Below are 20203 nucleotides of genomic sequence, written 5' to 3' on the forward strand. Positions count from 1 at the left end.
CGCCGCCGCAGGCACGCGTGGTAGGTCTGTATGGCGCGTGGGCTTCACGCGCCGTAGATCCGACGACTGGACCGGATCCGCCGAAGGACGCGGCGTCCGGGACCGGGAAACGTGAGGAGGCGGTCAGTGGCCGAGCTCGACAGCGCACCCGAGCTCGTCGAGCCTGTCATGGTTGCCGCGTTCGAGGGCTGGAACGATGCCGGCGAGGCCGCGAGCGCGGTCATCGAGCATCTGGCCTCGGCCTGGGACGCCGACGAGCTGCTGTCGCTGCAGCCCGACGACTACTACGACTTCCAGGTTTCGCGTCCGCGCGGGACCGTCGTCGACGGCGAGCACCGCGGCATCTCCTGGCCCACCACGCGCGTATCGATCGCCCGCCCCAAGGGGGCGCGCAACGACGTCGTACTGGTCAGCGGCCCCGAACCCAACATGCGCTGGCGGGGGTTCGCCGGCGACCTGCTGTCCATCGCCCGCGAGCTCGGCGTGCGCCGGATCGTCCTGGTGGGCGCGCTGCTGGCCGATTCGCCGCACACGCGGCCGGTACCGATCACCGGCACCACCTCGCCCAGCGCACTGCGCGGCTCCCTGCACCTGGAGCCCACCTCCTACGACGGCCCCACCGGAATCCTCGGTGTGCTGCACGACGCCTTCGGCTCCGCCGGTCTGGATGCGGTGTCGCTGTGGGCGGCGGTTCCCCACTACGTCGCCCAGCCGCCGTGCCCCAAGGGCACCCTGGCGCTGCTGCGGCGGGTGGAGGACGTGCTCGATCTCACCGTTCCCATGGGCGACCTGCCCGAGGAGGCACGGGCCTGGGAGCGCGGCGTCGACGAACTGGCCTCCGAGGACGAGGACATCGCCGGCTACGTGCGCAGCCTGGAAGAGGCCAAGGACGCCGCCGAGCTTCCCGAGGCCACCGGCGAGGCCATCGCCCGCGAGTTCGAGCGCTACCTCAAGCGGCGCGGCCGCGGCTGAGACCGGCCTTCGAGCGCGGGTTCCCCCTGCCGCCGCGAGGGCTCGTCGCCCGGCACCGGTGGGAGTCCCGTCCCACTGCCGCACGGCGGCCGCCGCGGCAGGGGCCGCCCGCGCGAAGCGCCGGTTCGGGCGTGCCGCGGCCCGCGTTCAGACCCGGATTCCGCGCCACTCTCCCGTGGCCAGCACCGCCGCCCAGGCCGCCGCGATGCGTGCCAGGCCGCGGCGGACCTCGTCGACGACGGCGGGCGCGAGCAGCTCCAGCGGGTCCTCCGGCGGCTCCAGCCGCACGGTCACCCGCAGACCGTCGAGGATGCGCTGGCCCCGCGCGATCGCCTCGTCGTCGTACCCGGCTCCCCCGGCACGGAGCAGCTGCGCGGCAAACGCGTCGCGCAGCGAGACGGCCTCCTCGAAATCGGCCATCGTGATGGGGATGGACCCCTCGGCCGCCAACCGGTGCTTGCGCAGGAACGCCGCGAGGTCGGCGCGGTCGGCGAGGCCGTCCCCGGTCGCGACGAACGCCTGGACGAGGGCTGCTGCGGGACTCTGCTGTGTGGGGGTGGTCATAGCCACCATCACACCACGGACACGGCCGCTTCCGTGACGCACACGGCCAGCGCGTCCGCTTCCGGCCGCCCCGGTGCGGAACCGATCCGGCGCAGTCCGCCGCGCCGAGCGGCCGGCGCCGACCCGTCCGCAGGCCGCCGCCGACCGGGCTCTGCGCCGCAGACCCCCTTACAGCCGCACACCCAGCAGGGTGTCGGCGATGTCGCGCATCAGCGCCGGTGCGGCCGGGTCGGCGCCCCCGCCGGCCAGTGCGCTGTCGGCCCACGCGTCCAGAGCCGACACCGCCGCCGCGGTGTCCAAGTCCTCGGCCAGGGCCGCACGGACACGCTCCAACGCCGGACCCGCGTCCGGGCCGGATTCCAGGTCGGCGGCGGCGCGCCAGCGCTCCAGCCGCCGGGCGCCCTGCTGCAGCACCTCGTCGCTCCACTGCCAGGCGGTGCGGTAGTGGTGCGGCAGCATGGCCGTGCGCACGGCCATCGGGTCCACCCCCTGTTCGCGCAGCCGGGAGGAGAAGACCAGATTTCCGCGCGATTTCGACATCTTCTCGCCGTCGAGCCCGACCATGCCCACGTGCATGTACGCGCGCGAGTGCGGGCCGGTCCCGGTGGCGCAGCGCGCTTCGGCGGCGCCCATCTCGTGGTGGGGGAAGACCAGATCGTCGCCGCCGCCGTTGAGATCGAAGCCCGCACCCAGCTCGGTCAGCGAGATGGCGCTGCACTCGACGTGCCAGCCGGGGCGGCCGCGCCCCAGCCGGGTGTCCCATGCCGGCTCGCCGGGGCGCTCCGCGCGCCACAGCAGCCAATCCAGCGGATCCTTCTTTCCGGGCCGCCGGGGGTCGCCGCCGCGTTCGGGGAACAGCTCCAGCATCGCCTCCCGCCCCAGGCCGCTGACCTCGCCGAACCGTTCGGCCTCGCCGACCGAGAAGTAGATGTCGCCGTCGAGCTCGTAAGCGGCGCCGGCGGCGCGGATGCGGTCGACGAAATCGGCGATGAGCTGCACCGACTCGACGACGCCGACGAAGGCGCGGGGCGGCAGGATCCGCATCGCCGCCATGTCGTCGCGGAAGACGCCGATCTCGCGCTCGGCCAGCTCCCGCCAGTCCTCGCCGTTGTCGCGGGCGCGCTCCAGCAGCGGGTCGTCGACGTCGGTGACGTTCTGCACGTAGTCGACACGATGGCCGGAGTCGCGGAGCACGCGCTGCACCAGGTCGAACGTGAGATAGGTGAAAGCGTGGCCGATGTGGGCGGCGTCGTAGGGAGTGATCCCGCAGACGTACATCCGGGCGGTGGGACCGGGGTCGAGAGGGCGGACGGCGCCGGTGACGGTGTCGTGGACGCGGAGCGGGCCGCCGTTTCCGGGCAGGCGGACGAAGTCGGGAGCGGGCCAAGAACGCATACGCCGAGGATATCGGCCGTTTTGGCGACCGAAGCCCCGGACGCACCGTAGTGTCTGGCACCCGCCCCGGCGCGCCCGGGTCAGCTCCGGGGGCGGGTGGCGACGATGCAGGTGGCGGCGACGGCCGCCGCCAGAGCGCACAGCAGCGCACCCATGCCGTTGCCGGCGTGGCAGTGCAGCATCGCTGCGGGGAACGCCACAACGTACAGCAGCCAGTACCCGGCCCGTTCCCCCGCTCCGTGCGCGCGGTGCTCCCGGCCGCGGCCGGGCCGCGCCAATCGCGGCTGCGGCATCGTCGTGCCCCTCCCCCGTCGCGCCCGTGGCGGGGATCGGGACCGGCCGGGCTCCCTCGCAGGGGCCTCTCGCGGGACCGGCACCGTCCCTGTCACAGACGGACGCCCACCGCGGCCGCACGGTTCACGCGCGGGTAAGCGGCCGGTCCCCGGCAGCTGCGTCAGCGCACCAGGTACCAGCCGGCGGGTTCGCCCGGGCGGGCCGTGAAGGCGTAGCGCAGGGTGTCGCGGCCGCAGGCCGCCAGTGTGACCGACGAGGTCGCCCACACCCGCTCCCCCAGCCGGAAGCGGGCGATGAGCGAGGAGGGGTCGTCGGTGCCGGTGCCGGTGCCCCCGGTACGGGCGTCCCCGCGCGCGGCCTCGTCCAGCAGGCCGCGCCACGCGCCCCAGATCCCGTCCACGGTGTCGGCGGCGGCGAGCCGGGACGGCGGCGGGTCGGGGCGGGTCCGGGCGAAGACGGGCCCGTGGCGGCGGGCGCGCGGCTCCTCGGCGTCGCAGCCGGAGTTGACCAGGACGGTGGTGCCCGCGGGCAGCGCCTGCTCGCGCAGCGCACTTCCGTCCCAGGAGTGCAGCACAGCGCGGTCGGCGCCGGCCACGAGCAGGTGGAAGGGGTCGTAGTGGCGCGCCTCGGACTCGTCGAGGTCGAAGGCGCCGCTCCGGGCCGCCGCCAGCGGCAGCCGACCGCGGCTGAAGCGGGCCGTCCCGCTCGGCACCGATGTGCCGGCGGGCGGGGCCGAGCCCGGCGCGGGTCCCCATTGCGGGTGGCGGCCGGAGGGCAGGACGCCGTTGAGCAGAGCGGCCACGCGCGGCGGGCCGGCGGCGCCGGGACGGCGCGCGGCCAGCCACGTCCCGCCCTCGCGGGTGTCGCGCCCGCCCACCAGGTCGGGGTGCTCGGGCCAGTGCGCCGCCGGGCGCTCCCAGGCGCGGTCGGCCATCTCGTCGCGCAGCGCGGCCAGCACCAGCGGCGTCGACGCCGCAGGGTCGAAGCCGACGATCACCGTGCACATCCCGCCTCCGTCTCCTGCTCCTGCGCGGCTCCCGGGCCCGCGGGCCCGGGAGGATCCGCACACGGATCCAACGCTCCCGGACGGCGGGGTGTTCCACGGCGGGCGGCCCCGTGCGCCCGTCGCTCCGGGGCCGCCGGAAACGACCTCGGGATTCTCACCGTTCTCCGGCACCTGCGCCGGTAACGACCTCGCGCTCGGCGGAGCTCTGGGCGCGCGGCCCTAGACCGGCGGCCAGGGGACGGCCGGCCAGTCGGGCGAGGGGTAGGGGTGCACGCGGTGGTGGAGCAGCAACCGGACACGGCGCAGCACCGCGTAGCCTTCCGGTCCGGTGAGGTGGCGCCGCAGCTCCGCGGCCACCGGGCTGTCGGGGTCGCGCAGCCGCTCCTCCAGCTGCGCGAGCCCCTCCAGGGCCTCGCCGGTGAGCGGCTCGCCCTGCCACTGCCACAGCACGGTGCGCAGCTTGTAGTCCTCGGCGAAGGAGACGCCGTGGTCGCAGCCGTAGAGGTGGCCGGACGGCGTGGGCAGCAGGTGCCCGACCTTGCGGTCGGAGTTGTTGATCACCGCGTCGAGGACGGCCATGCGCCGCAGTCCCGCGTGGCGGGTGTCGCGGGCGAGGTCGACGAGGTCGACGCCGGTGTCGCCGTCGATCCACAGCTGGACCATGCCCTCGCCGAAGGGGCCGTCGCGGTGGACCGTGGGCGGCACGACGTCCCAGCCCAGTGCGTCGGAGACCGCGAACGCCGACAGCTCGCGGCCGGCGAGGGTCCCCTCGGGGAAGTCCCACAGCGGACGCTCCCCCGCGACCGGCTTGTAGACGCAGCCGGCCTCGGCGCCGCCGGGCGCGGCCACCGTGCAGTACAGCGTCGCGTTGGACGCCTCGGTCAGCCGGCCCGTCGGCGTCAGCTCGCCGACGCTCAGCAGCTCCAGGGCGGCGCTGGTCGACAGCCCCTCGAACGACGCGGTCATGGCCCCTGTCCTCTAGCGGTCCCGCTTGCTCGGCCCGGACTCACATTCCGCCGGGCTTGTACCCGTTCTGGCGCGGGCAGATGTGGCCTTCGGGGTCGAGCGGCCGGCCGCACAGCGGGCAGTCGGGCCGCCCGGCCGCCACGACCTTCATCGCGCGGCCCGCGAAGGCGCGCGCGGCCGCGGCCGTCAGGTGCACGCGCAGCACGTCGCGCCCTGCGGGGACGTCGTCGGCGAAGACCGCGGGTGCCTCGTTGCCTCCCTCGTCCTCGGACTCGGCGTCGGACTCGTCGATCTGCTGGGCCTCGATGATGACCCGCGAGGATTCGGCGTCCCAGGCCAGGGCGAGCGTGCCCACCCGGAAGTCCTCGTCGATGGGCTGCTCCAGCGGGCCGTCGTCCTGGTCGGCGGATCCGCCGGACTCCAGCGGATCGCCGAAGCGCTGGCGCACCTCCTCCAGCAGTTCCTCGATGCGCTCTGCCAGCGCTGATACCTGGGCTTTCTCCACTACGGCGCTGGTGACGCGGCCGCCGCCGGCGGCCTGCAGGAAGAAGGTGCGCTCCCCGGGCTGGCCTACCGTTCCGGCGACGAAGCGCTCCGGAGGGTCGTACTCGAACACGGACATGCAATGAACCCTAGAGGATCGTGGTCAGGCGTGCGATTCGCCGGCGGCTGCGGGCTCGGCACCGCCCGCGCCGCCGCCCACTGCGGCGTCGCCGGGCGTCTGGTCGGGCGCCGGCACCAGGCCCTCCACGGAGCCGCCGACGTCGTTGAGCCGCACCACGAAGGGCCGCACGCTGGTGTAGCGCACCGCCGTCAGCGAGCAGGGGTCGGCTTGGACGCGCTGGAACTGGTCCAGGTGCAGGCCGAGCGCATCGGCCGTGATCGCCTTGATGACGTCGCCGTGGCTGCACACCACGTAGACGGGACCGGCCGCGCCCGCGGTGAGCCGGTCGTTCCACTCCCGCACGGCGGCTACGGCGCGCGCCGACATCGCGCTCAAGCTCTCGCCGTCGGGGAACCGGGCCGCGCTCGGGTGCGCCTGGACGGTGCGCCACAGCGGCTCGCCGGCGAGGTCGCCGAGCCTGCGGCCGGTCCAGGAGCCGTAGTCGACCTCGACGAACCGCTCGTCGGTGGTCACCTCGCGTCCGGCGGCCGCGGCGATCGCCCCCGCGGTCTCCTGGCAGCGCTCCAGCGGGCTGGAGACCACGGCGTCCAGGTCGAGGCCGCCCAGTCTGCGCGCGAGGCCGTCGGCTTGGGCGCGGCCCCGCTCGTCGAGGTGTACGCCGGGGCTGCGCCCGGTCAGGGTGGCGCCGGTGGACGCGGTGAGTCCGTGCCGTACCAGAAGCAGGGTCGCGACGGGGTCGGGCTCCGGCCGTTCGTCGCTTTCCCCGCTCCCGGGGCTGTGCTGCGTAGTGCCCATCGGCGCCACCCTATCGGCTGCGCGCCTACTGCCCGGCGGCCGTGTCGGCCTGCGGGTCGTAGGGCTGTCCGGTGTAGGGATCGATCGGCAGTCCGGTCTCCGGGTCGATCCGGACGTTCTCGCCGGTGTCGGGGTCGCGGTACTGCCCCGTCTCGGGGTCTTGGGCCAGGCCGGTTCCGGGGTCGATCGGCCAGCCCGTGACCGGGTCGGTGCCGGCCTCGGACGTGGCGGAGGGTTCGCCGCTCGGCGAGTCGGGAGGCGGCGTGGCCTCGTCCCGGCTTTCGCCGGTGTCCTCGCCTTCTCCGGCGTCCTCGCCTTCGCCCTCGTCGCGGTTCTGCTCTCCCTGCGAGCTCGGCGGCGGCGTCTCGGCGCCGGCTTCGCCTCCGTCGGGGGCGATCACGTTGAAGCTGACCAGCGTCAGGATGAGCAGGCCCAGCGCGCAGCGGTAGTAGACGAAGGGCATGAAGCTGTGCGTGGTGATGAAGCGCATCAGCCAGGCGATGACGACGTAGCCGATGACGAAGGCCACCGCCGTGCCCACGAGGGCGGCGGTCCAGCCGGCGTACTCGTTGTCGCCGATATCGGTGAGCTTGTAGAAGCCCGAGGCGAATACGGCCGGCATGGCCAGCAGGAAGGCGTACTCGGCGGCGTCGGCGCGCTTGAAGCCCAGCAGCCGACCGCCGGTGATGGTGGCGCCCGAGCGCGAGACGCCGGGGATCAGCGCCAGGGTCTGGAACAGCCCGTAGACCAGGCCGCGGCCCATGGTCAGATCGACCAGGGTGCGGTGCTTGCGCATATAGAGGTCGGCCATGCCCAGGAAGACGCCGAAGACGATCAGGGTCAGCGCGATCAGCCGCAGGTCGCGGAAGAGGCTGTCGATCTGCTCCTCCAGCGCCAGGCCCAGCACGCCGATCGGGATGGTGCCGACGATGACGTACCAGCCCATCCGGGCGTTCATGTCCGAGCGGAGCTCGCGGTCCAACAGCGACCGCGTCCACGTGGACAGGATCAGCCAGATGCGCTTGCGGAAGTAGAGCAGTACGGCGAGCTCGGTGCCGATCTGGCTGACCGCGGTGAAGGCGGCTCCCGGATCGGGCCAGCCGAGGAAGGCGGACACCACGCGCAGGTGGCCGCTGGAGGAGATCGGCAGGAATTCGGTCAGTCCTTGGATGACGCCAAGGATGATGGCCTCGACTATGGACACGGCGGGCTCGGCTCCTGGGTCTTCGGTCGGGTGCGTGGGGCTCCAGTGCCCGGGCTCCGGGGCCGGGGGGCGATTGCCGCGCCGGTCGTGGGAGCGCAGGCACGGCCGGGCTCCCGCACGCTGTGGCAGGCGGGAGCGGCGCCTTCTCCGATCGGGGGCGGACGGGGCGCTCCGCGCCGCGTGCGGGGGCGGACCACGGCAGCTTACTGGGATCGCCGGTGTCACGGAATCCGGGCGGCGCCACCGCCCCGCTGCGGCGGGCCGCAGCCGCCTCCGCAGGCGCGTCCGCCCCGTCCGCCCTCGCGGCACCGCAATGACTTTGCGTGACCTGGAGGCCGCGCGGTGCGGTCCAGCGAACGCGACGGCGGCACCGGGTAATCTCCGCGCCATGGAACAGCGACAGGCGGGCGGATCGGGGCTCTGGGTCTCGCGCACGGCCCTGGGCACGATGACCTGGGGAAAGGACACCCAGGAAGAAGATGCCGCCGACCAGCTCACCGCGTTCGTGGACGCCGGCGGAACGCTGATCGACACAGCCGACATCTACGGCGGAGGCCAGAGCGAGCGCATCGTCGGGCGGCTGGTGAGCGGCGTCGTGCGGCGCGACGATGTGATCATCGCCACCAAGTCGGGGCACACGCCGCAGGGGTTCCGCCCGTGCGATCTGTCGCGCCGGCACCTGCTCGCGGCGCTGGACGCGTCGCTGCGCCGGCTGCGCACCGACCACATCGACCTGTGGCAGCTGCACGTGCGCGATCCCGACACCCCCGTGGAAGAGACGCTGGCGGCCCTGGAGGCGGCCGAGCGCGCGGGCAAGGTCCGCTATGCGGGCACCGGCGATTTCGCCGCCTGGCAGTTCGCCACCTACGCCGCCTGGCAGCGGGCGGCCACCCGCCACGCCGCCGCCCCGATCGTGACGGCCGGCTGTGAATACTCCCTGCTCAACCGCGCGCCCGAGCGCGACCTGCTGCCGGCCCTCGGCGACCTCGGCGCCGGGCTGATCGCGTGGTCGCCGCTGGGCCGCGGTGTGCTCAGCGCCCAGTACCGCAGCGGCGTCCCCGGCGAATCGCGGGCCGCCCGCGCCCACATGGCCGCCTACGTCGAGCCCTACCTGGACGAGCGCAGCAGGCGCATCGTCGAGTCGGTCTGCACGGCCGCCGAGGGCCTGGGGGTCTCGCCGCTGGCCGTCGCGCTGAGCTGGGTCCGCGACCGCGCGGGCGTGGCCGCCGCGGTCGTGGGACCGCGGACGACGGCCCAACTGGAGGAGATCCTGGCGCTGGAGAGCGTCGAGCTGCCGCGCGAGATCCGCGACGCCCTGGACGACGCCTCCTCGGCCCCGGCTCCCTAGACCGCCGAGGGGGAGACGGCCGGTCGGAAGCGGCGGCCTGTGGACGAGCGCGCCCGGGAGTCGGCGGCACTCGCTAGGCTCCGCAGGGACGTAGAACGCCGTCGGAGAGGATCTGCCGCCATGTCCGCCACGTCCGGGTCCGAGATCCCGCCGGGGCCGCCGCAGGAGGCCGCAGCGAGCGGCGGGGACGCCGCCGACCGGGCGCGCGCGGCGCTGGAGCGGATCGGTGCGCCGGCCGCACTGGCCGGGCCGCTGGTGGCGGCCCTGGGACCGGGCGCCGCAGCCGAGCTGTCCGCCGACCCGTGGCGGCTGCTGGCCGTCGGCGGGGTGACCCCCGAACAGGCCGACTACTGCGCCCGGCGCGCGCTGGGCGACGACGCCTCCCCCGACGACCCCCGCCGCGGCCGGGCGCTGGCGGCCCACCGGCTGCACCGTGCGGCGCGCGAGGGGCACACGGCGCTGGAGGAGCGGCGCCTGGCCTCCGAGCTGCGATCGGCGGGAGTGCGCTCGGTCGACGCCGCGCTCACCGCGGCGCTGGACGGCGGCGACGCCGTGCTCTTCGAGATGTTCGACGAACCCGACGAACCCGAAGACTTCGACGGCGACCCGGGAGAGATGCCCGACCCCGACCGCTGGTATGCGCCGGCGCGCCTGGGCCGGGGCGAACAGGCCCTCGGCGAGGGCCTCAACCGGCTCAGCTCCGCCAGTGAGCCGATCATGGACTCCGCTACGGCTTCCGAGACCGTCGAGGCCGTCGCCGAGCGCATGGGCGCCGCGGTCGATCCGCGCACCGCCGCGGCGCTGGTGACCGTCGCGCTGCGCGGGATCTGCGTACTCACGCACGGCGCCGGCGCCGGCACGGCGATCGCGCACACCGTCGCCTGCGCCGCCGCCGTCGCCGCCGACAGCGACACCGGGATGGCGCTAGCGGCCCCCACGGCCCAGGCCGCCGCGGAACTCGACGAGGCGCTCGCCGGACTCGGCGTCGACCCCGGCGTGCGGGCCGTACCGCTGGCCGCGCTGCTGGAGACCCGCGCGCCCGGTGTACGCGACCGCGGCGCCGGCAACCCGCTCGACGCCGGACTCGTCGTGGTCGCCGGCGCTATGTGGCTGGACGTCGAGCACGCCGCCGCCCTGGTCGGTGCCTGCGCCGACGGCACCCACCTGGTGCTGCTGGCCGACCCGGCGCAGGCGCCTTCGGCGGCGCCCGGCAGCGTCGTCGCAGACCTGCTGGCCTCCCGCACCGTGCACGTGGCCGCACTTCCGGAAGACGCCGATGCGGGCCCGCTCGCCCGCACTGCGGCCCGGGTCGCCGACGGCGATCCCGAGGAGGTCGGCTCGCCCGGGCGCGAAGTGGTCTTCGTCCCCGCCGACTCCGCGTCGGCGGCCGCCCACCGCGCGGTGCAGTTGATCACCGACTCGATCCCGCGCGCCCTGGAGATCCCACCCGAGCAGGTGCAGATCGTCACCGCCGTGCGCGGCGGCGAGGCGGGCGCCGACGCCCTGAACGCGGCGTGCAAGGAGCGCTTCAATCCCGGTCCGGGCGCCTACAGCGGCATGGACGCCGGCGACCGCGTGCTGCTGGTGGCCGACGGCCCGGGCTATGCCGCCGGCGACGTCGGCTACCTGCGCGCCGATGCGGGCGGCGAAGGCGGGGGCGGCGCGACGGGCGGCGCCGACGCCGCGCTCGCGGTGGAGCTGCCCGGCGGGGAGCTGTGCCCGGTGGGCGACTCCGCGCACCTGCGGCCCGGGTGGGCCGTGACCGTGGCCGCGGCGCACGGTGGGCGCTGGCCCGCGGTGGTCGCGGTGTTCCCGCCCGAGACCCGGGTGTCGCGCCCTCAGGTCTACACGGCGCTGACGACGGCGCGGCGCCACCTGTCGGTGGTGCAGGCGGCCGGCCCGGCCCTGGCGCAGGGAGTGCGGGACAACGCCGCACTGGAGCGCACCACCCGCCTGGTCCAGGTCCTGCGCGAGGGCTGAGCCTCCGGGCCGTCGCCGGCGGCGTCGCCCGCGGGAGACGCCGCCGGCGACGGTCAGACCCGGTCGACGAATCCGCCGTCGACGACCAGATTGGTCCCGGTGACATAGGAGGCCGCGGGGCCGGCGAGGAACGCGACGGCGCGGGCGACCTCCTCGGGGCGGCCGAGCCGGCCGACGGGGATGCGGTCGCGGACGGCGGCGTAGAAGTCGGGGTCGGATCCCCGGCGCCGCGCCCAACCGCCGCCTTCGAACTCGATGGGGCCGGGCGAGACGGTGTTCACCCGGATCCCCCGCGCCGGCAGGGAGCGGCCCAGCGCGGCGGCATGCTGGTTGAGGGCGGCTTTGACCGCGCTGTAGGCCTTGGGGCCGGAGGGCGCGGTGGTGTGCAGCGCCGAGGTGCTGGAGATCAGCACGACGGATCCGCCGCGTTCGGACGCCTCCAGGTACGGGCAGGCGTCTTCGACCATGCGCACGAACGGCAGGACGTCGGTGGCGAAGCCGCGCTCCCACTGGTCGGCGGTGGCCGCGCTGCCGCCGGAGACGTTGGAGACCAGGACGTCGATGCCGCCCAGCCGCTCGGCGGAGGACTCCAGGAAGCCGCTCAGCGCCTCGGTGTCGGAGACGTCGAGCGCCTGCTCCACCACGGTGGGGGCGACCGCGCGCAGCTGCCGGGCGGCGCGCTCCAGCGGTTCGGCCGAGCGCGCGCAGATCGCCAGCGCGGCGCCCTCTTCTGCGAAGGTCTGGGCGATGGCCCGGCCGATCCCCCGGCTGGCGCCGGTGACGACGACGCGCGCGCCGTGCAGTCCCAGGTCCATGGTGGCGGTCCCCTCTCGTTGCATGCGTGGCTGTCCCGACCCGCCGGACGCGAACGCGGGCGCCCCCGTGCAGCTGGAGGGGCGCCCGCGTCCGCGTGGTTCGGCGAAGGGAAGTCTACGCGCCGGTGGAGTGGAATCCCCCGTCGACGTGCACGGTTTCGCCGGTCGTGGCGGGAAACCAGTCCGACAGCAGCGCGACGACGGCGCGCGCGGCCGGCTCGGGGTCGGAGGTGTCCCAGCCCAGGGGCGCGCGCTGGGGCCAGGCGTCGGCCAGTTCGTCGAAGCCGGGGATGCTGCGCGCGGCCATGGTGCGCAGCGGACCGGCGGAGACGAGGTTGACGCGGATGTCCTGGTCGCCGAGGTAGCGGGCGAGGTAGCGGGCCGTGGAGGCCAGCCCGGCCTTGGCCACGCCCATCCAGTCGTAGACGGGGTAGGTGACGGCGTTGTCGAAGTCCATGGCGACGACGGATCCGCCGTCCTTCATCAGCGGCAGCAGCGCCGTCGTCAGCGACTTCAGCGAAAAGGTGGAGGTGTGCATCGCGGTGGCGACGTCCTGCCAGGAGGTGTTGAGGAAGTTCCCGCCCAGCGCCTCCGCCGGTGTGAAGCCGATGGAGTGCACGATGCCGTCGATGCCGTCGACGTGCTCGCCGACGCGTTCGGCGAGGCTGGCGAGGTGGTCGTCGTCGGTGACGTCGAGCTCCAGCACCGGCGGCGCCTCGGGCAGGCGCTGGGTGATCCGCTCCACCAGGGAGAGCCGGCCGTAGCCGGTGAGGACGACGGTGGCCCCCTGCTCCTGGCACATGCGGGCGACGTGGAAGGCGATCGAGCTGTCGGTGATCACCCCGGTGACGAGGATGCGCTTGCCCTCGAGGATTCCCATGGAATGTGCCGTCCTGTTCTTGGTTCGTCGGTAATGAAGCGAGGGCGCCTTCGCGGGGGGCGCGGGCGATGGCGCCGCGGTGTCAGTGGCCCATACCCAGGCCGCCGTCGACGGGGATGACGGCGCCGGTGATGTAGCCTGCCTCCTCGCCGGCCAAAAAGCGCACGGCCGCGGCGATCTCCTCGGCGTCGCCGAAACGGCCGAGCGGCACGTTCTTCTTGATCTCGGCTTGGCGCTGCTCGGGCAGCTCGGCGGTCATGTCGGTCTCGACGAAGCCGGGGGCGACGACGTTGACGGTGATCCCGCGCGAGCCGAGTTCGCGGGCCAGCGAGCGGGCGAAGCCGACCAGGCCCGCCTTGGAGGCGGCGTAGTTGGCCTGGCCGCCGGATCCCATCAGGCCCACCACCGAGGAGATCAGCACGATGCGGCCGCCGCGGCGGCGGATCATGCCGCGCGCAGCGCGCTTGGCGACGCGGAAGGCGCCGGTCAGGTTGGTGTCCAGCACCGAGGAGAAGTCTTCTTCGCTCATCATGGCCAGCAGGTTGTCCTTGCTGACGCCGGCGTTGGCCACCAGCACCTCGACCGGCCCCTGCTCGTCCTCGACCCGTTTGAAGGCGGCGTCGACCTGGGCGGTGTCGGTGATGTCGCAGTTGACTCCCAGCAGCCCCTCGGGAGGTTCGCCGGAGCGGTAGGTCACCGCGACCTGGTCTCCGGCGGCGGACAGCTCGCCGGCGATGGCCCGGCCGATTCCGCGGTTGCCGCCGGTGACCAATGCCGATCGGGACATTCTGTGCTCCTTAGCGCGCCGCACGGCGCCGTCGCGACCATGGAAAGAACCGGAAGCAGCGTACCGAGCTACCGGGCGGTACGTGGAACCGAGACCGCCGACGCTCCCGCTGCGACGTGCGGGGCCACTCTCCCACCCGCCGCCGGCCGGAGGCGCGGCACGGCGCCGCGCCCGGCCCGCACGGCGCCCGCACCGGGGCGGCGTTCCGCAGGGACCCGGCGGCCGGGGCGCCGATGCAGGCCGCGGCGGCGCGTCAGCGTGGCGCCGACGCGGGCCCGGGATAGGCAGGGGATAGGCGCCCGAGCGGCAGCGCCGGGCGGAGCCGTCACCGGGAGGCTTCCAGTGCCCACCGCCATCGTCGCCACACCCGCCGACTTCGCGATCCACGGTGACTACGGGGAGCGGATGACCAAGCCCACGGGCGCGGCTTTCCAGCGCCCCGCCTACCCGTTCCGGGGCCGTATCGGCGGTCCGGAGTTCCCGGCCGAGGCCGGGCGCTACCACCTCTACGCCTCCTACGCCTGCCCGTGGGCCACGCGCAGCCTGATCGTCCGCAAGCTCAAGGGCCTGGAGGACGCGGTCTCGGCGGGCATCGTCGATCCCGTCCGCGACGGGCGCGGCTGGGCCTTCCGCGACGGCTCCGGCCACGGCCCCGATACCGTGGGCGGGTTCACACTGCTGCGCGAGGCCTATGCGGCCACCGAACCCGGTTACGACGGCCACATCTCGGTCCCGGTGCTGTGGGACACCGCCACGCGGCGCATCGTCAGCAACAACTTCCCCGACATCACCGTCGACCTCAACGCGTGCTTCAACGCCTGGGCCGGCGACGACGTCGAGCTCCGCCCCGCGGACCTGCGCGAGGAGATCGACGCGCTCGGCGAACGCATCTACCCCGCCGTGAACAACGGCGTCTACCGCTGCGGGTTCGCGCCGACGCAGCAGGCCTACGACACGGCCGTGCACGAGCTGTTCGCGGAGCTGGACGCCCTGGAGGAGCGGCTGGCCGACCGGAGGTTCCTCACCGGCGACCACGTCACCGAGGCCGACGTGCGGCTGTGGGTGACCCTGGTGCGGTTCGACCCCGTCTACCACACGCACTTCAAAGCCAACATCCGGCGGTTGACGGACTACCCGAACCTGTGGGGCTACACCCGCGACCTGTATTCGCTTCCGGCCTTCCGCGCGTCGACCGACTTCGACCATATCCGGCGCCACTACTACGTCACCCACGGTGCGCTCAATCCCAAGCGCATCGTCCCGGCGGGGCCGCTGGTGGACGTCGACGCGCCCCACGACCGGGCCCGGCTGAGCACGGCCGGACCTCAGGCGCCCGTGCTCAGGCCCCGTCGAGGTACTTGAGGCCGCCGTCGACCAGTCCGGGCACCACGGCGCCGATCCCCTCGAAGTCCTCGCCGACCGTCTTGCCCTGGGCGTGGCGGTAGTGGATGCCTTCCAGGATGACGGCGAGCTTGAAGAACGCCAGGCCCACATACCAGTCCAGGGCCGAGACGTCGCGCCCCGACCGCCGGGCGTAGCGGGTGATGATCTCGTCGGCGTCGGGGTAGCCCTCGGCGGTGTGGGCGTTGCTGACGGTGCTGCTGCCGACCATGGCGGCGCTGCTGTAGGTGATGATCAGCGCGAGGTCGGTCAGCGGGTCGCCCAGCGTGGACATCTCCCAGTCCAGCACCGCCGTGATCTCGTCGTCGGCACTCACGAGGAGGTTGTCCAAGCGGTAGTCGCCGTGGATGACGGCGGGCGCGGGCGAAGCCGGGATCCGGGCGCTGAGCCGCTCGTGCAGCCGGTCGATCCCCGGAATCTCGCGGCTGCGGGAGGCTTCCAGCTGCTTCTTCCAGCGGCGCAGCTGCCGCTCCAGGAATCCTTCGGGCTTGCCGAAGTCGGCGAGCCCCACGGCTGCAGGGTCGACCGCGTGCAGATCCACCAGGGTGTCGATCATCGACGCGGCGATGCCGCTGGTGCGGGCGGCGCCCAGCGCGTCCAGCTGCTCGGCGCTGCGGTAGGGCACGCCCTCGACGTGCTCCATCGCGTAGAAGGGGGCGCCGATGACCTCGGTGTCCTCGCACAGCAGCACGGTGTAGGGCACCGGGACGGGGGTGTCGGCCAGCGCGCTGATCACGCGGTGCTCGCGGCCCATGTCGTGGGCGGTGGGCAGCACGTGGCCCAGCGGGGGCCGGCGCACGACCCAGCGCCCGCGCCCGTCGGTGACGGTGTAGGTGAGGTTGGAGCGCCCGCCGGCGATGACCTCGCCGGAGAGCGGCCCGGCGAGCATGCCGGGGCGCTGCTCTTCCAGGTACTCGCCCAACCGCTGCAGGTCCAGTCCCGGCGGATTCGTCACGCCCGTCTCGCCCATGCGTTCTCCCACGCTCTGCATTCGGGCCGCTCGGCACGAGACCCCTGCGCACCGGCGGGGAGCCGCGGGTCGGCGGCCTGCTGTCGCCTCAACCGGGAATCAACATACCATCTGGTCGGTATCCAGGCGGAGCGTGCCCCGGACGGCGCCCTGCGCGGGCGGCCGGAGGGTTTCAGGCCCCGGGGCCGCGCGAGATCAGCACCGAGCAGTGCGCCCGGCGCGCCACCGGTTCGCTGACCACGCTGGGCCGCAGATCGCGGAACGCGCCCGTCCTGCACGACCCGACGCATATCAGGTCGTACCGGATCGAGCGCTCGATCAGGGTACGCACGGGGGTGGCGCCGGTGAAAACGCCCCGGTTCACCTCGATGTCGCCGGTGTCCAGGTCCAGGCACCCGGCCCGTCCTCCAGCGCCGCCCGGGCCTGCCGCTCTGCGGCGGAGGAATCGCGCCGGTCGCGCCCCTTCTCGGGGAAACCGGGGAAGGCGGCGACCGGCGCGGACTCCCGATAGACGGAGATAGCAGCGTGCCGTGCCCCCGAAGGAGGACGGGCGGGCGGGCCGAGCCGTCCGCCCCGCTTCGGCGGTCGCGGCACAACGGTGCCTAGTAGGTGACCGCCTCGGCGCCCAGCAGCGACTTCAGGTCGCCGGCGAGCTCGGGGCCCACACGCACCGGATAGCCCGGGATGTCGTAGACCCGCGACGTGACCGGGTGATCGACGCGGACGGTCAACGGGGTCTCCCCGCGGTGGGCCTTGAGGACGTGCTTGAGCTCGTCGACCAGATCGGCGGTCAGCCGCTGCTCCTGCACGGTGAGCAGCATCGGGGGCGGGCCCTCGGAGACGTGGGTGATGTCCAGCGGGGTCAGCTCGAAGGCCTGGATGGAGTACTCGCCTTCGCGCTCCTTGACCCGGCCCTTGACCGACACGGCGGTGTCCTCGACCAGCACCTCCGAGTAGAGCGTGTAGGACTCGGCGAAGAACAGCAGGTCGATACTGGCGTCGAGGTCCTCGATGGTGACCTTGGCCCAGGGATTGCCCGACTGTTTGCTGACCCGGCGCTCCACCGCCGAGATCAGCCCGGCGACCTGCACCTCGGAGCGGTCGCGGCGCTCGCCGTTGTTGATGTCGAGGATGGAGACGTCGCTGGAGCGGGCGAGGATGCGCTCTGCGCCGGCGAGGGGGTGGCTGGAGACGTAGAGGCCCAGCATCTCGCGCTCGAACGCGAGCTTGGTCTTGCGGTCCCACTCCTGGTCCGACCAGTTGATGTCGAGCCCGATCGGCGCGGACTCGGCCTCGTCGCCGGCGCCGAACAGGTCGAACTGGCCGTGGGCCTCCTGCTTCTTGGACGAGATCATCGCGTCGACGGCGTGCTCGTGGTGGTTGAACAGGTCCATGCGGGGCTGGCCGAAGCTGTCGAAGGCCCCGGCCTTGACCAGCGACTCCACCACGCGCTTGTTGCAGGCGGCCAGCTCGATCTTGGAGACGAAATCCACGAAGGAGGTGAATCCGCCCTTGGCCTTGCGGGTGTTCATGATGGATTCGACGACGTTGCCGCCGACGTTGCGCACCGCGCCCAGGCCGAAGCGGATGTCGGCCCCGACCGCGGAGAAGCGCAAGCCGGATTCGTTCACGTCGGGCGGCAGCACCCGGATGCCCATCTTGCGGCACTCGGCGAGATAGACCGCCATCTTGTCCTTGTCGCCGCTGACGGAGGTCAGCAGCGCCGCCATGTAGGAGGCGGGATGGTTGGCCTTGAGGTAGGCGGTGCGGTAGGAGAGGATCGCGTAGCCGGCCGCGTGGGACTTGTTGAACGCGTATCCGGAGAACGGGAGCATGACCTCCCAGAGGGTGTCGATGGCCTCCTGGGAGAACCCGCGTTCCAGCATGCCGGCGTTGAACTTGGTGTACTCCTTCTCCAGCGCCTCCTTCTTCTTCTTGCCCATGGCGCGGCGCATCAGGTCGGCGCCGCCCAGCGAATAGCCGGCCATCTCCTGGGCGATGGCCATGATCTGCTCCTGATAGACCAGCACGTGGTAGGTCTCGGAGAGGATCGGGTCGAGGGCGTCGTAGAGCTCGGAATGGATCGAGGTGATCTCCTGGCGCCCGTTCGACCGGTCGGCGTAGTCGTTGTGGGCGTTGGCCGCCATCGGGCCGGGCCGGTACAGGGCGTTGACGGCCACGATGTCGGAGAACTGCTTGGGCTGCATGCGCCGCAGCAGGGCCCGCATGGCGGTGCCGTCGAGCTGGAACACGCCCAGGGTGTCGCCGCGGGCCAGCAGCTCGTAGGTCTTGGGGTCGACCACGCCGGCTCGGGACCAGTCGATGTCGACGCCCTCGTTGGACTTCACGTTGTGGATCGCGTCGTCGATGATCGTGAGGTTGCGCAGGCCCAGGAAGTCCATCTTCAGCAGGCCCATCTCCTCGCACTGCGGGAAGGGGAACCCGGTGATGATGGCGCCGTCGGTGTCGCGCTTGTGCAGCGGGACCACGTCCAGCAGCTCTTCCGCGGAGAGGATGACCCCGGCGGCGTGCACGCCGGTGCCGCGGGTGAGGCCCTCGATGCCCCGCGCGGTCTCCATCACCTTCTTGACCTGCGGGTCCTTCTCCATCAACGTGCGCAGCTCGACCGCTTCGGCGTAGCGCTCGGACGACTCGTCCTCGACCTCGGACAGCTCGATCTCTTTGCCGCCCACCGGCGGCGGGAACGCCTTGGTGACCTGGTCGCCCAGGGCGTAGGGCAGGCCGTGGATGCGGGTGGAGTCCTTGACGGCGGCCTTGGCCTTGATGGTGCCGAAGGTGAGGATCTGGGCGACGCGCTCGTCGCCGTAGAGGTCGGTGACGTAGTCGATCATCTCGCCGCGCCGGCGCTCGTCGAAGTCCAGGTCGATGTCGGGCATGGTGACGCGTTCGGGGTTGAGGAACCGCTCGAACAGCAGCCCGTGCTCCAGCGGGTCGAGATCGGTGATGCCGAGCACGTAGGCCACCATCGACCCGGCGGCCGAGCCGCGGCCCGGACCCAGCGCGATGCCGTGCTTGCGGGCGTACTGGCAGATGTCGGAGACCACCAGGAAGTAGGCGGGAAAGCCCATCCCGTTGATGATGCCGAGCTCGTGGTCGACACGCTCCTGCACGGCCCGGTCGGCGCCGTCGGGGTAGCGGGTGGGCGTGAGGCGGTCGATCTCGCTGCGCAGCCACGACGCCTGGCTCTCGCCCTCGGGGACGCTGAATTTGGGCATGAGGTCGCGGTGCGCGAAGACCTCGTCGTAGGCGCCCTCCTCGACGCTGTCGGCGATCAGCATCGTGTTGCGGCAGCCCTGGGCCCATTCGTCCAGACTGACCAGGGAGCCCATCTCTTCGGCGGACTTGAGGTAGTAGCCGTCGCCGTTGAACCGGAACCGGGCGGGGTCGTCGAGGTTCTTGCCCACCCCCACCGCCAGCAGCGCGTCGTGGTCCTGGGCCTGGTCCTGGGTGACGTAGTGGGAGTCGTTGGTCACCAGCGGCGGCAGGTTCAGTTCGCGGCCGACCCGCAGCAGGCCGTCGCGCACGTCGCGTTCGATGCTGATGCCGTGGTCCATCAGCTCCAGGAACACGCTGTCCTTGCCGAAGATGTCCTGGAGCTTGGCGGCGTACTCGACGGCCTCCTTCTCCTGGCCGAGCCGCAGGCGGGTCTGCACGCCGCCGGAGGGGCAGCCGGTGGAGACCATCACACCTTCGGCGTGGCGGCTCATCAGCTCCAGGTCCATGCGCGGCTTGCCGTAGTAGCCCTCGATGCTGGCCAACGAGGACATGCGGAACAGGTTGCGCAGGCCGGCGGCGTTGCGCGCCCACATGGTCATGTGCAGGTAGCGGCCGCCGCCGGAGATGTCCTTGCCGCCCTCGGTGTTCTCGTTGGCGTCGCCGCGGCCCCAGCGCACGCGCTTCTTGTGGAACCGCGACTCCGGCGCCACGTAGGCCTCGATGCCGATGATCGGCTTGACCCCCGAGCCTTTGGACTGCTCCCAGAACTCGTAGGCGCCGAACATGTTGCCGTGGTCGGTCATGGCGACGGCGGGCATCTGCAGCCGGGCGGCTTCGGCGAACAGCGGTTTGAGTTTGGCAGCGCCGTCCAGCATCGAGTACTCGGTGTGGACGTGCAGGTGGACGAAGGGGTCAGCCACGGTGGTTCGAACCTCTTAGCGATGACAGGACTGGGCGGTTCACG

Annotated in this window: 18 protein-coding genes; 4 read left to right on the forward strand and 14 right to left on the reverse strand. The window is 73.0% G+C overall.

The window, feature by feature from the left end; genetic code table 11:
* Positions 1-126: 126 nt before the first annotated feature.
* Positions 127-972, forward strand: coding sequence for a PAC2 family protein (locus HNR25_RS24185; RefSeq protein ID WP_184640200.1), 846 nt, complete (start codon positions 127-129; stop codon positions 970-972).
* Between the two features lie 147 nt (positions 973-1119).
* Here the strand turns inward: HNR25_RS24185 and HNR25_RS24190 are convergent, their stop codons facing one another.
* The 8 genes from HNR25_RS24190 to HNR25_RS24225 form a co-directional block, all read right to left on the reverse strand.
* Positions 1120-1536 carry an ABATE domain-containing protein gene (locus tag HNR25_RS24190; protein ID WP_184640202.1) on the reverse strand — a complete coding sequence of 139 codons (417 nt, stop codon included), beginning with the start codon at positions 1534-1536 and terminating at the stop codon, positions 1120-1122.
* Between the two features lie 168 nt (positions 1537-1704).
* Entirely contained in the window at positions 1705-2931 is a 1227-nt protein-coding gene (gene mshC, locus HNR25_RS24195) for a cysteine--1-D-myo-inosityl 2-amino-2-deoxy-alpha-D-glucopyranoside ligase (RefSeq protein ID WP_184640204.1), read from the reverse strand.
* Between the two features lie 80 nt (positions 2932-3011).
* The gene (locus HNR25_RS24200) at positions 3012-3224 is read right to left on the reverse strand and encodes a hypothetical protein (RefSeq protein WP_184640206.1); all 213 of its coding nucleotides are present in this window, start codon (positions 3222-3224) and stop codon (positions 3012-3014) included.
* A 161-nt stretch (positions 3225-3385) separates the two neighbouring features.
* The gene (locus HNR25_RS24205; RefSeq protein ID WP_184640208.1) at positions 3386-4231 is read right to left on the reverse strand and encodes an NRDE family protein; all 846 of its coding nucleotides are present in this window, start codon (positions 4229-4231) and stop codon (positions 3386-3388) included.
* A 219-nt stretch (positions 4232-4450) separates the two neighbouring features.
* Complete coding sequence (locus HNR25_RS24210) at positions 4451-5197, reverse strand: Rv2133c family protein (protein ID WP_184640210.1); 747 nt, start codon at positions 5195-5197, stop codon at positions 4451-4453.
* 40 nt (positions 5198-5237) lie between these two features.
* Positions 5238-5819: an Rv2134c family protein gene (locus HNR25_RS24215; RefSeq protein WP_184640212.1), complete on the reverse strand. Its 582-nt coding sequence runs from the start codon at positions 5817-5819 to the stop codon at positions 5238-5240.
* A 24-nt stretch (positions 5820-5843) separates the two neighbouring features.
* A complete protein-coding gene (locus HNR25_RS24220; protein WP_184640214.1) occupies positions 5844-6617 on the reverse strand; it encodes an Rv2135c family putative phosphatase in 774 nt (257 codons plus the stop codon).
* A 25-nt stretch (positions 6618-6642) separates the two neighbouring features.
* Positions 6643-7821, reverse strand: coding sequence for an undecaprenyl-diphosphate phosphatase (locus HNR25_RS24225; RefSeq protein WP_184640216.1), 1179 nt, complete (start codon positions 7819-7821; stop codon positions 6643-6645).
* A 388-nt stretch (positions 7822-8209) separates the two neighbouring features.
* Between HNR25_RS24225 and HNR25_RS24230 the strand changes: the two genes are divergently transcribed.
* Both HNR25_RS24230 and HNR25_RS24235 read left to right on the forward strand, forming a co-directional pair.
* Positions 8210-9169, forward strand: coding sequence for an aldo/keto reductase (locus tag HNR25_RS24230; protein WP_184640218.1), 960 nt, complete (start codon positions 8210-8212; stop codon positions 9167-9169).
* Between the two features lie 120 nt (positions 9170-9289).
* Positions 9290-11149, forward strand: a complete 1860-nt coding sequence (locus HNR25_RS24235; RefSeq protein WP_184640220.1) for a helix-hairpin-helix domain-containing protein — start codon at positions 9290-9292, stop codon at positions 11147-11149.
* 53 nt (positions 11150-11202) lie between these two features.
* Here HNR25_RS24235 and HNR25_RS24240 read toward each other — a convergent pair whose 3' ends face one another.
* The 3 genes from HNR25_RS24240 to fabG all read right to left on the reverse strand — a co-directional run bounded on the left by HNR25_RS24240 (position 11203) and on the right by fabG (position 13631).
* Positions 11203-11964: an SDR family NAD(P)-dependent oxidoreductase gene (locus HNR25_RS24240; RefSeq protein ID WP_184640585.1), complete on the reverse strand. Its 762-nt coding sequence runs from the start codon at positions 11962-11964 to the stop codon at positions 11203-11205.
* Between the two features lie 115 nt (positions 11965-12079).
* Entirely contained in the window at positions 12080-12844 is a 765-nt protein-coding gene (gene fabI / locus HNR25_RS24245) for an enoyl-ACP reductase FabI (protein WP_184640222.1), read from the reverse strand.
* A gap of 82 nt (positions 12845-12926) precedes the next feature.
* Positions 12927-13631 (reverse strand): 3-oxoacyl-[acyl-carrier-protein] reductase, encoded by a 705-nt coding sequence (gene fabG / locus HNR25_RS24250; RefSeq protein WP_184640224.1) that lies wholly within the window; start codon positions 13629-13631, stop codon positions 12927-12929.
* 342 nt (positions 13632-13973) lie between these two features.
* Here fabG and HNR25_RS24255 point away from each other — a divergent pair, with 342 nt between their 5' ends.
* Positions 13974-14993 carry a glutathione S-transferase family protein gene (locus HNR25_RS24255; protein WP_312862766.1) on the forward strand — a complete coding sequence of 340 codons (1020 nt, stop codon included), beginning with the start codon at positions 13974-13976 and terminating at the stop codon, positions 14991-14993.
* Here HNR25_RS24255 and HNR25_RS24260 read toward each other — a convergent pair.
* From HNR25_RS24260 to dnaE, 3 genes are all read right to left on the reverse strand, one after another.
* On the reverse strand, positions 14971-16002 hold the full coding sequence (locus HNR25_RS24260; protein ID WP_184640226.1) for a phosphotransferase family protein: 1032 nt from the start codon (positions 16000-16002) through the stop codon (positions 14971-14973). The two genes, HNR25_RS24255 and HNR25_RS24260, sit on opposite strands and share 23 nt — an antisense overlap.
* A gap of 172 nt (positions 16003-16174) precedes the next feature.
* Positions 16175-16366 (reverse strand): universal stress protein, encoded by a 192-nt coding sequence (locus HNR25_RS27180; protein ID WP_376767562.1) that lies wholly within the window; start codon positions 16364-16366, stop codon positions 16175-16177.
* Between the two features lie 238 nt (positions 16367-16604).
* Positions 16605-20159 carry a DNA polymerase III subunit alpha gene (gene dnaE / locus HNR25_RS24270; RefSeq protein ID WP_184640231.1) on the reverse strand — a complete coding sequence of 1185 codons (3555 nt, stop codon included), beginning with the start codon at positions 20157-20159 and terminating at the stop codon, positions 16605-16607.
* Positions 20160-20203: the final 44 nt, after the last annotated feature.

It is taken from the genome of Streptomonospora salina, from assembly GCF_014204715.1.
Lineage (GTDB): Bacteria > Actinomycetota > Actinomycetes > Streptosporangiales > Streptosporangiaceae > Streptomonospora > Streptomonospora salina.

Excerpts from the sequence above, each read along its gene's own strand:
- HNR25_RS24190 (WP_184640202.1), bottom strand. The coding sequence starts at position 1,536 with ATGACCACCCCCACACAGCAGAGTCCCGCAGCAGCCCTCGTCCAGGCG.
- mshC (WP_184640204.1), bottom strand. The coding sequence starts at position 2,931 with ATGCGTTCTTGGCCCGCTCCCGACTTCGTCCGCCTGCCCGGAAACGGC.
- HNR25_RS24200 (WP_184640206.1), bottom strand. The coding sequence starts at position 3,224 with ATGCCGCAGCCGCGATTGGCGCGGCCCGGCCGCGGCCGGGAGCACCGC.
- HNR25_RS24205 (WP_184640208.1), bottom strand. The coding sequence starts at position 4,231 with ATGTGCACGGTGATCGTCGGCTTCGACCCTGCGGCGTCGACGCCGCTG.
- HNR25_RS24210 (WP_184640210.1), bottom strand. The coding sequence starts at position 5,197 with ATGACCGCGTCGTTCGAGGGGCTGTCGACCAGCGCCGCCCTGGAGCTG.
- HNR25_RS24215 (WP_184640212.1), bottom strand. The coding sequence starts at position 5,819 with ATGTCCGTGTTCGAGTACGACCCTCCGGAGCGCTTCGTCGCCGGAACG.
- HNR25_RS24220 (WP_184640214.1), bottom strand. The coding sequence starts at position 6,617 with ATGGGCACTACGCAGCACAGCCCCGGGAGCGGGGAAAGCGACGAACGG.
- HNR25_RS24230 (WP_184640218.1), top strand. The coding sequence starts at position 8,210 with ATGGAACAGCGACAGGCGGGCGGATCGGGGCTCTGGGTCTCGCGCACG.
- HNR25_RS24235 (WP_184640220.1), top strand. The coding sequence starts at position 9,290 with ATGTCCGCCACGTCCGGGTCCGAGATCCCGCCGGGGCCGCCGCAGGAG.
- HNR25_RS24240 (WP_184640585.1), bottom strand. The coding sequence starts at position 11,964 with ATGGACCTGGGACTGCACGGCGCGCGCGTCGTCGTCACCGGCGCCAGC.
- fabI (WP_184640222.1), bottom strand. The coding sequence starts at position 12,844 with ATGGGAATCCTCGAGGGCAAGCGCATCCTCGTCACCGGGGTGATCACC.
- fabG (WP_184640224.1), bottom strand. The coding sequence starts at position 13,631 with ATGTCCCGATCGGCATTGGTCACCGGCGGCAACCGCGGAATCGGCCGG.
- HNR25_RS24260 (WP_184640226.1), bottom strand. The coding sequence starts at position 16,002 with ATGGGCGAGACGGGCGTGACGAATCCGCCGGGACTGGACCTGCAGCGG.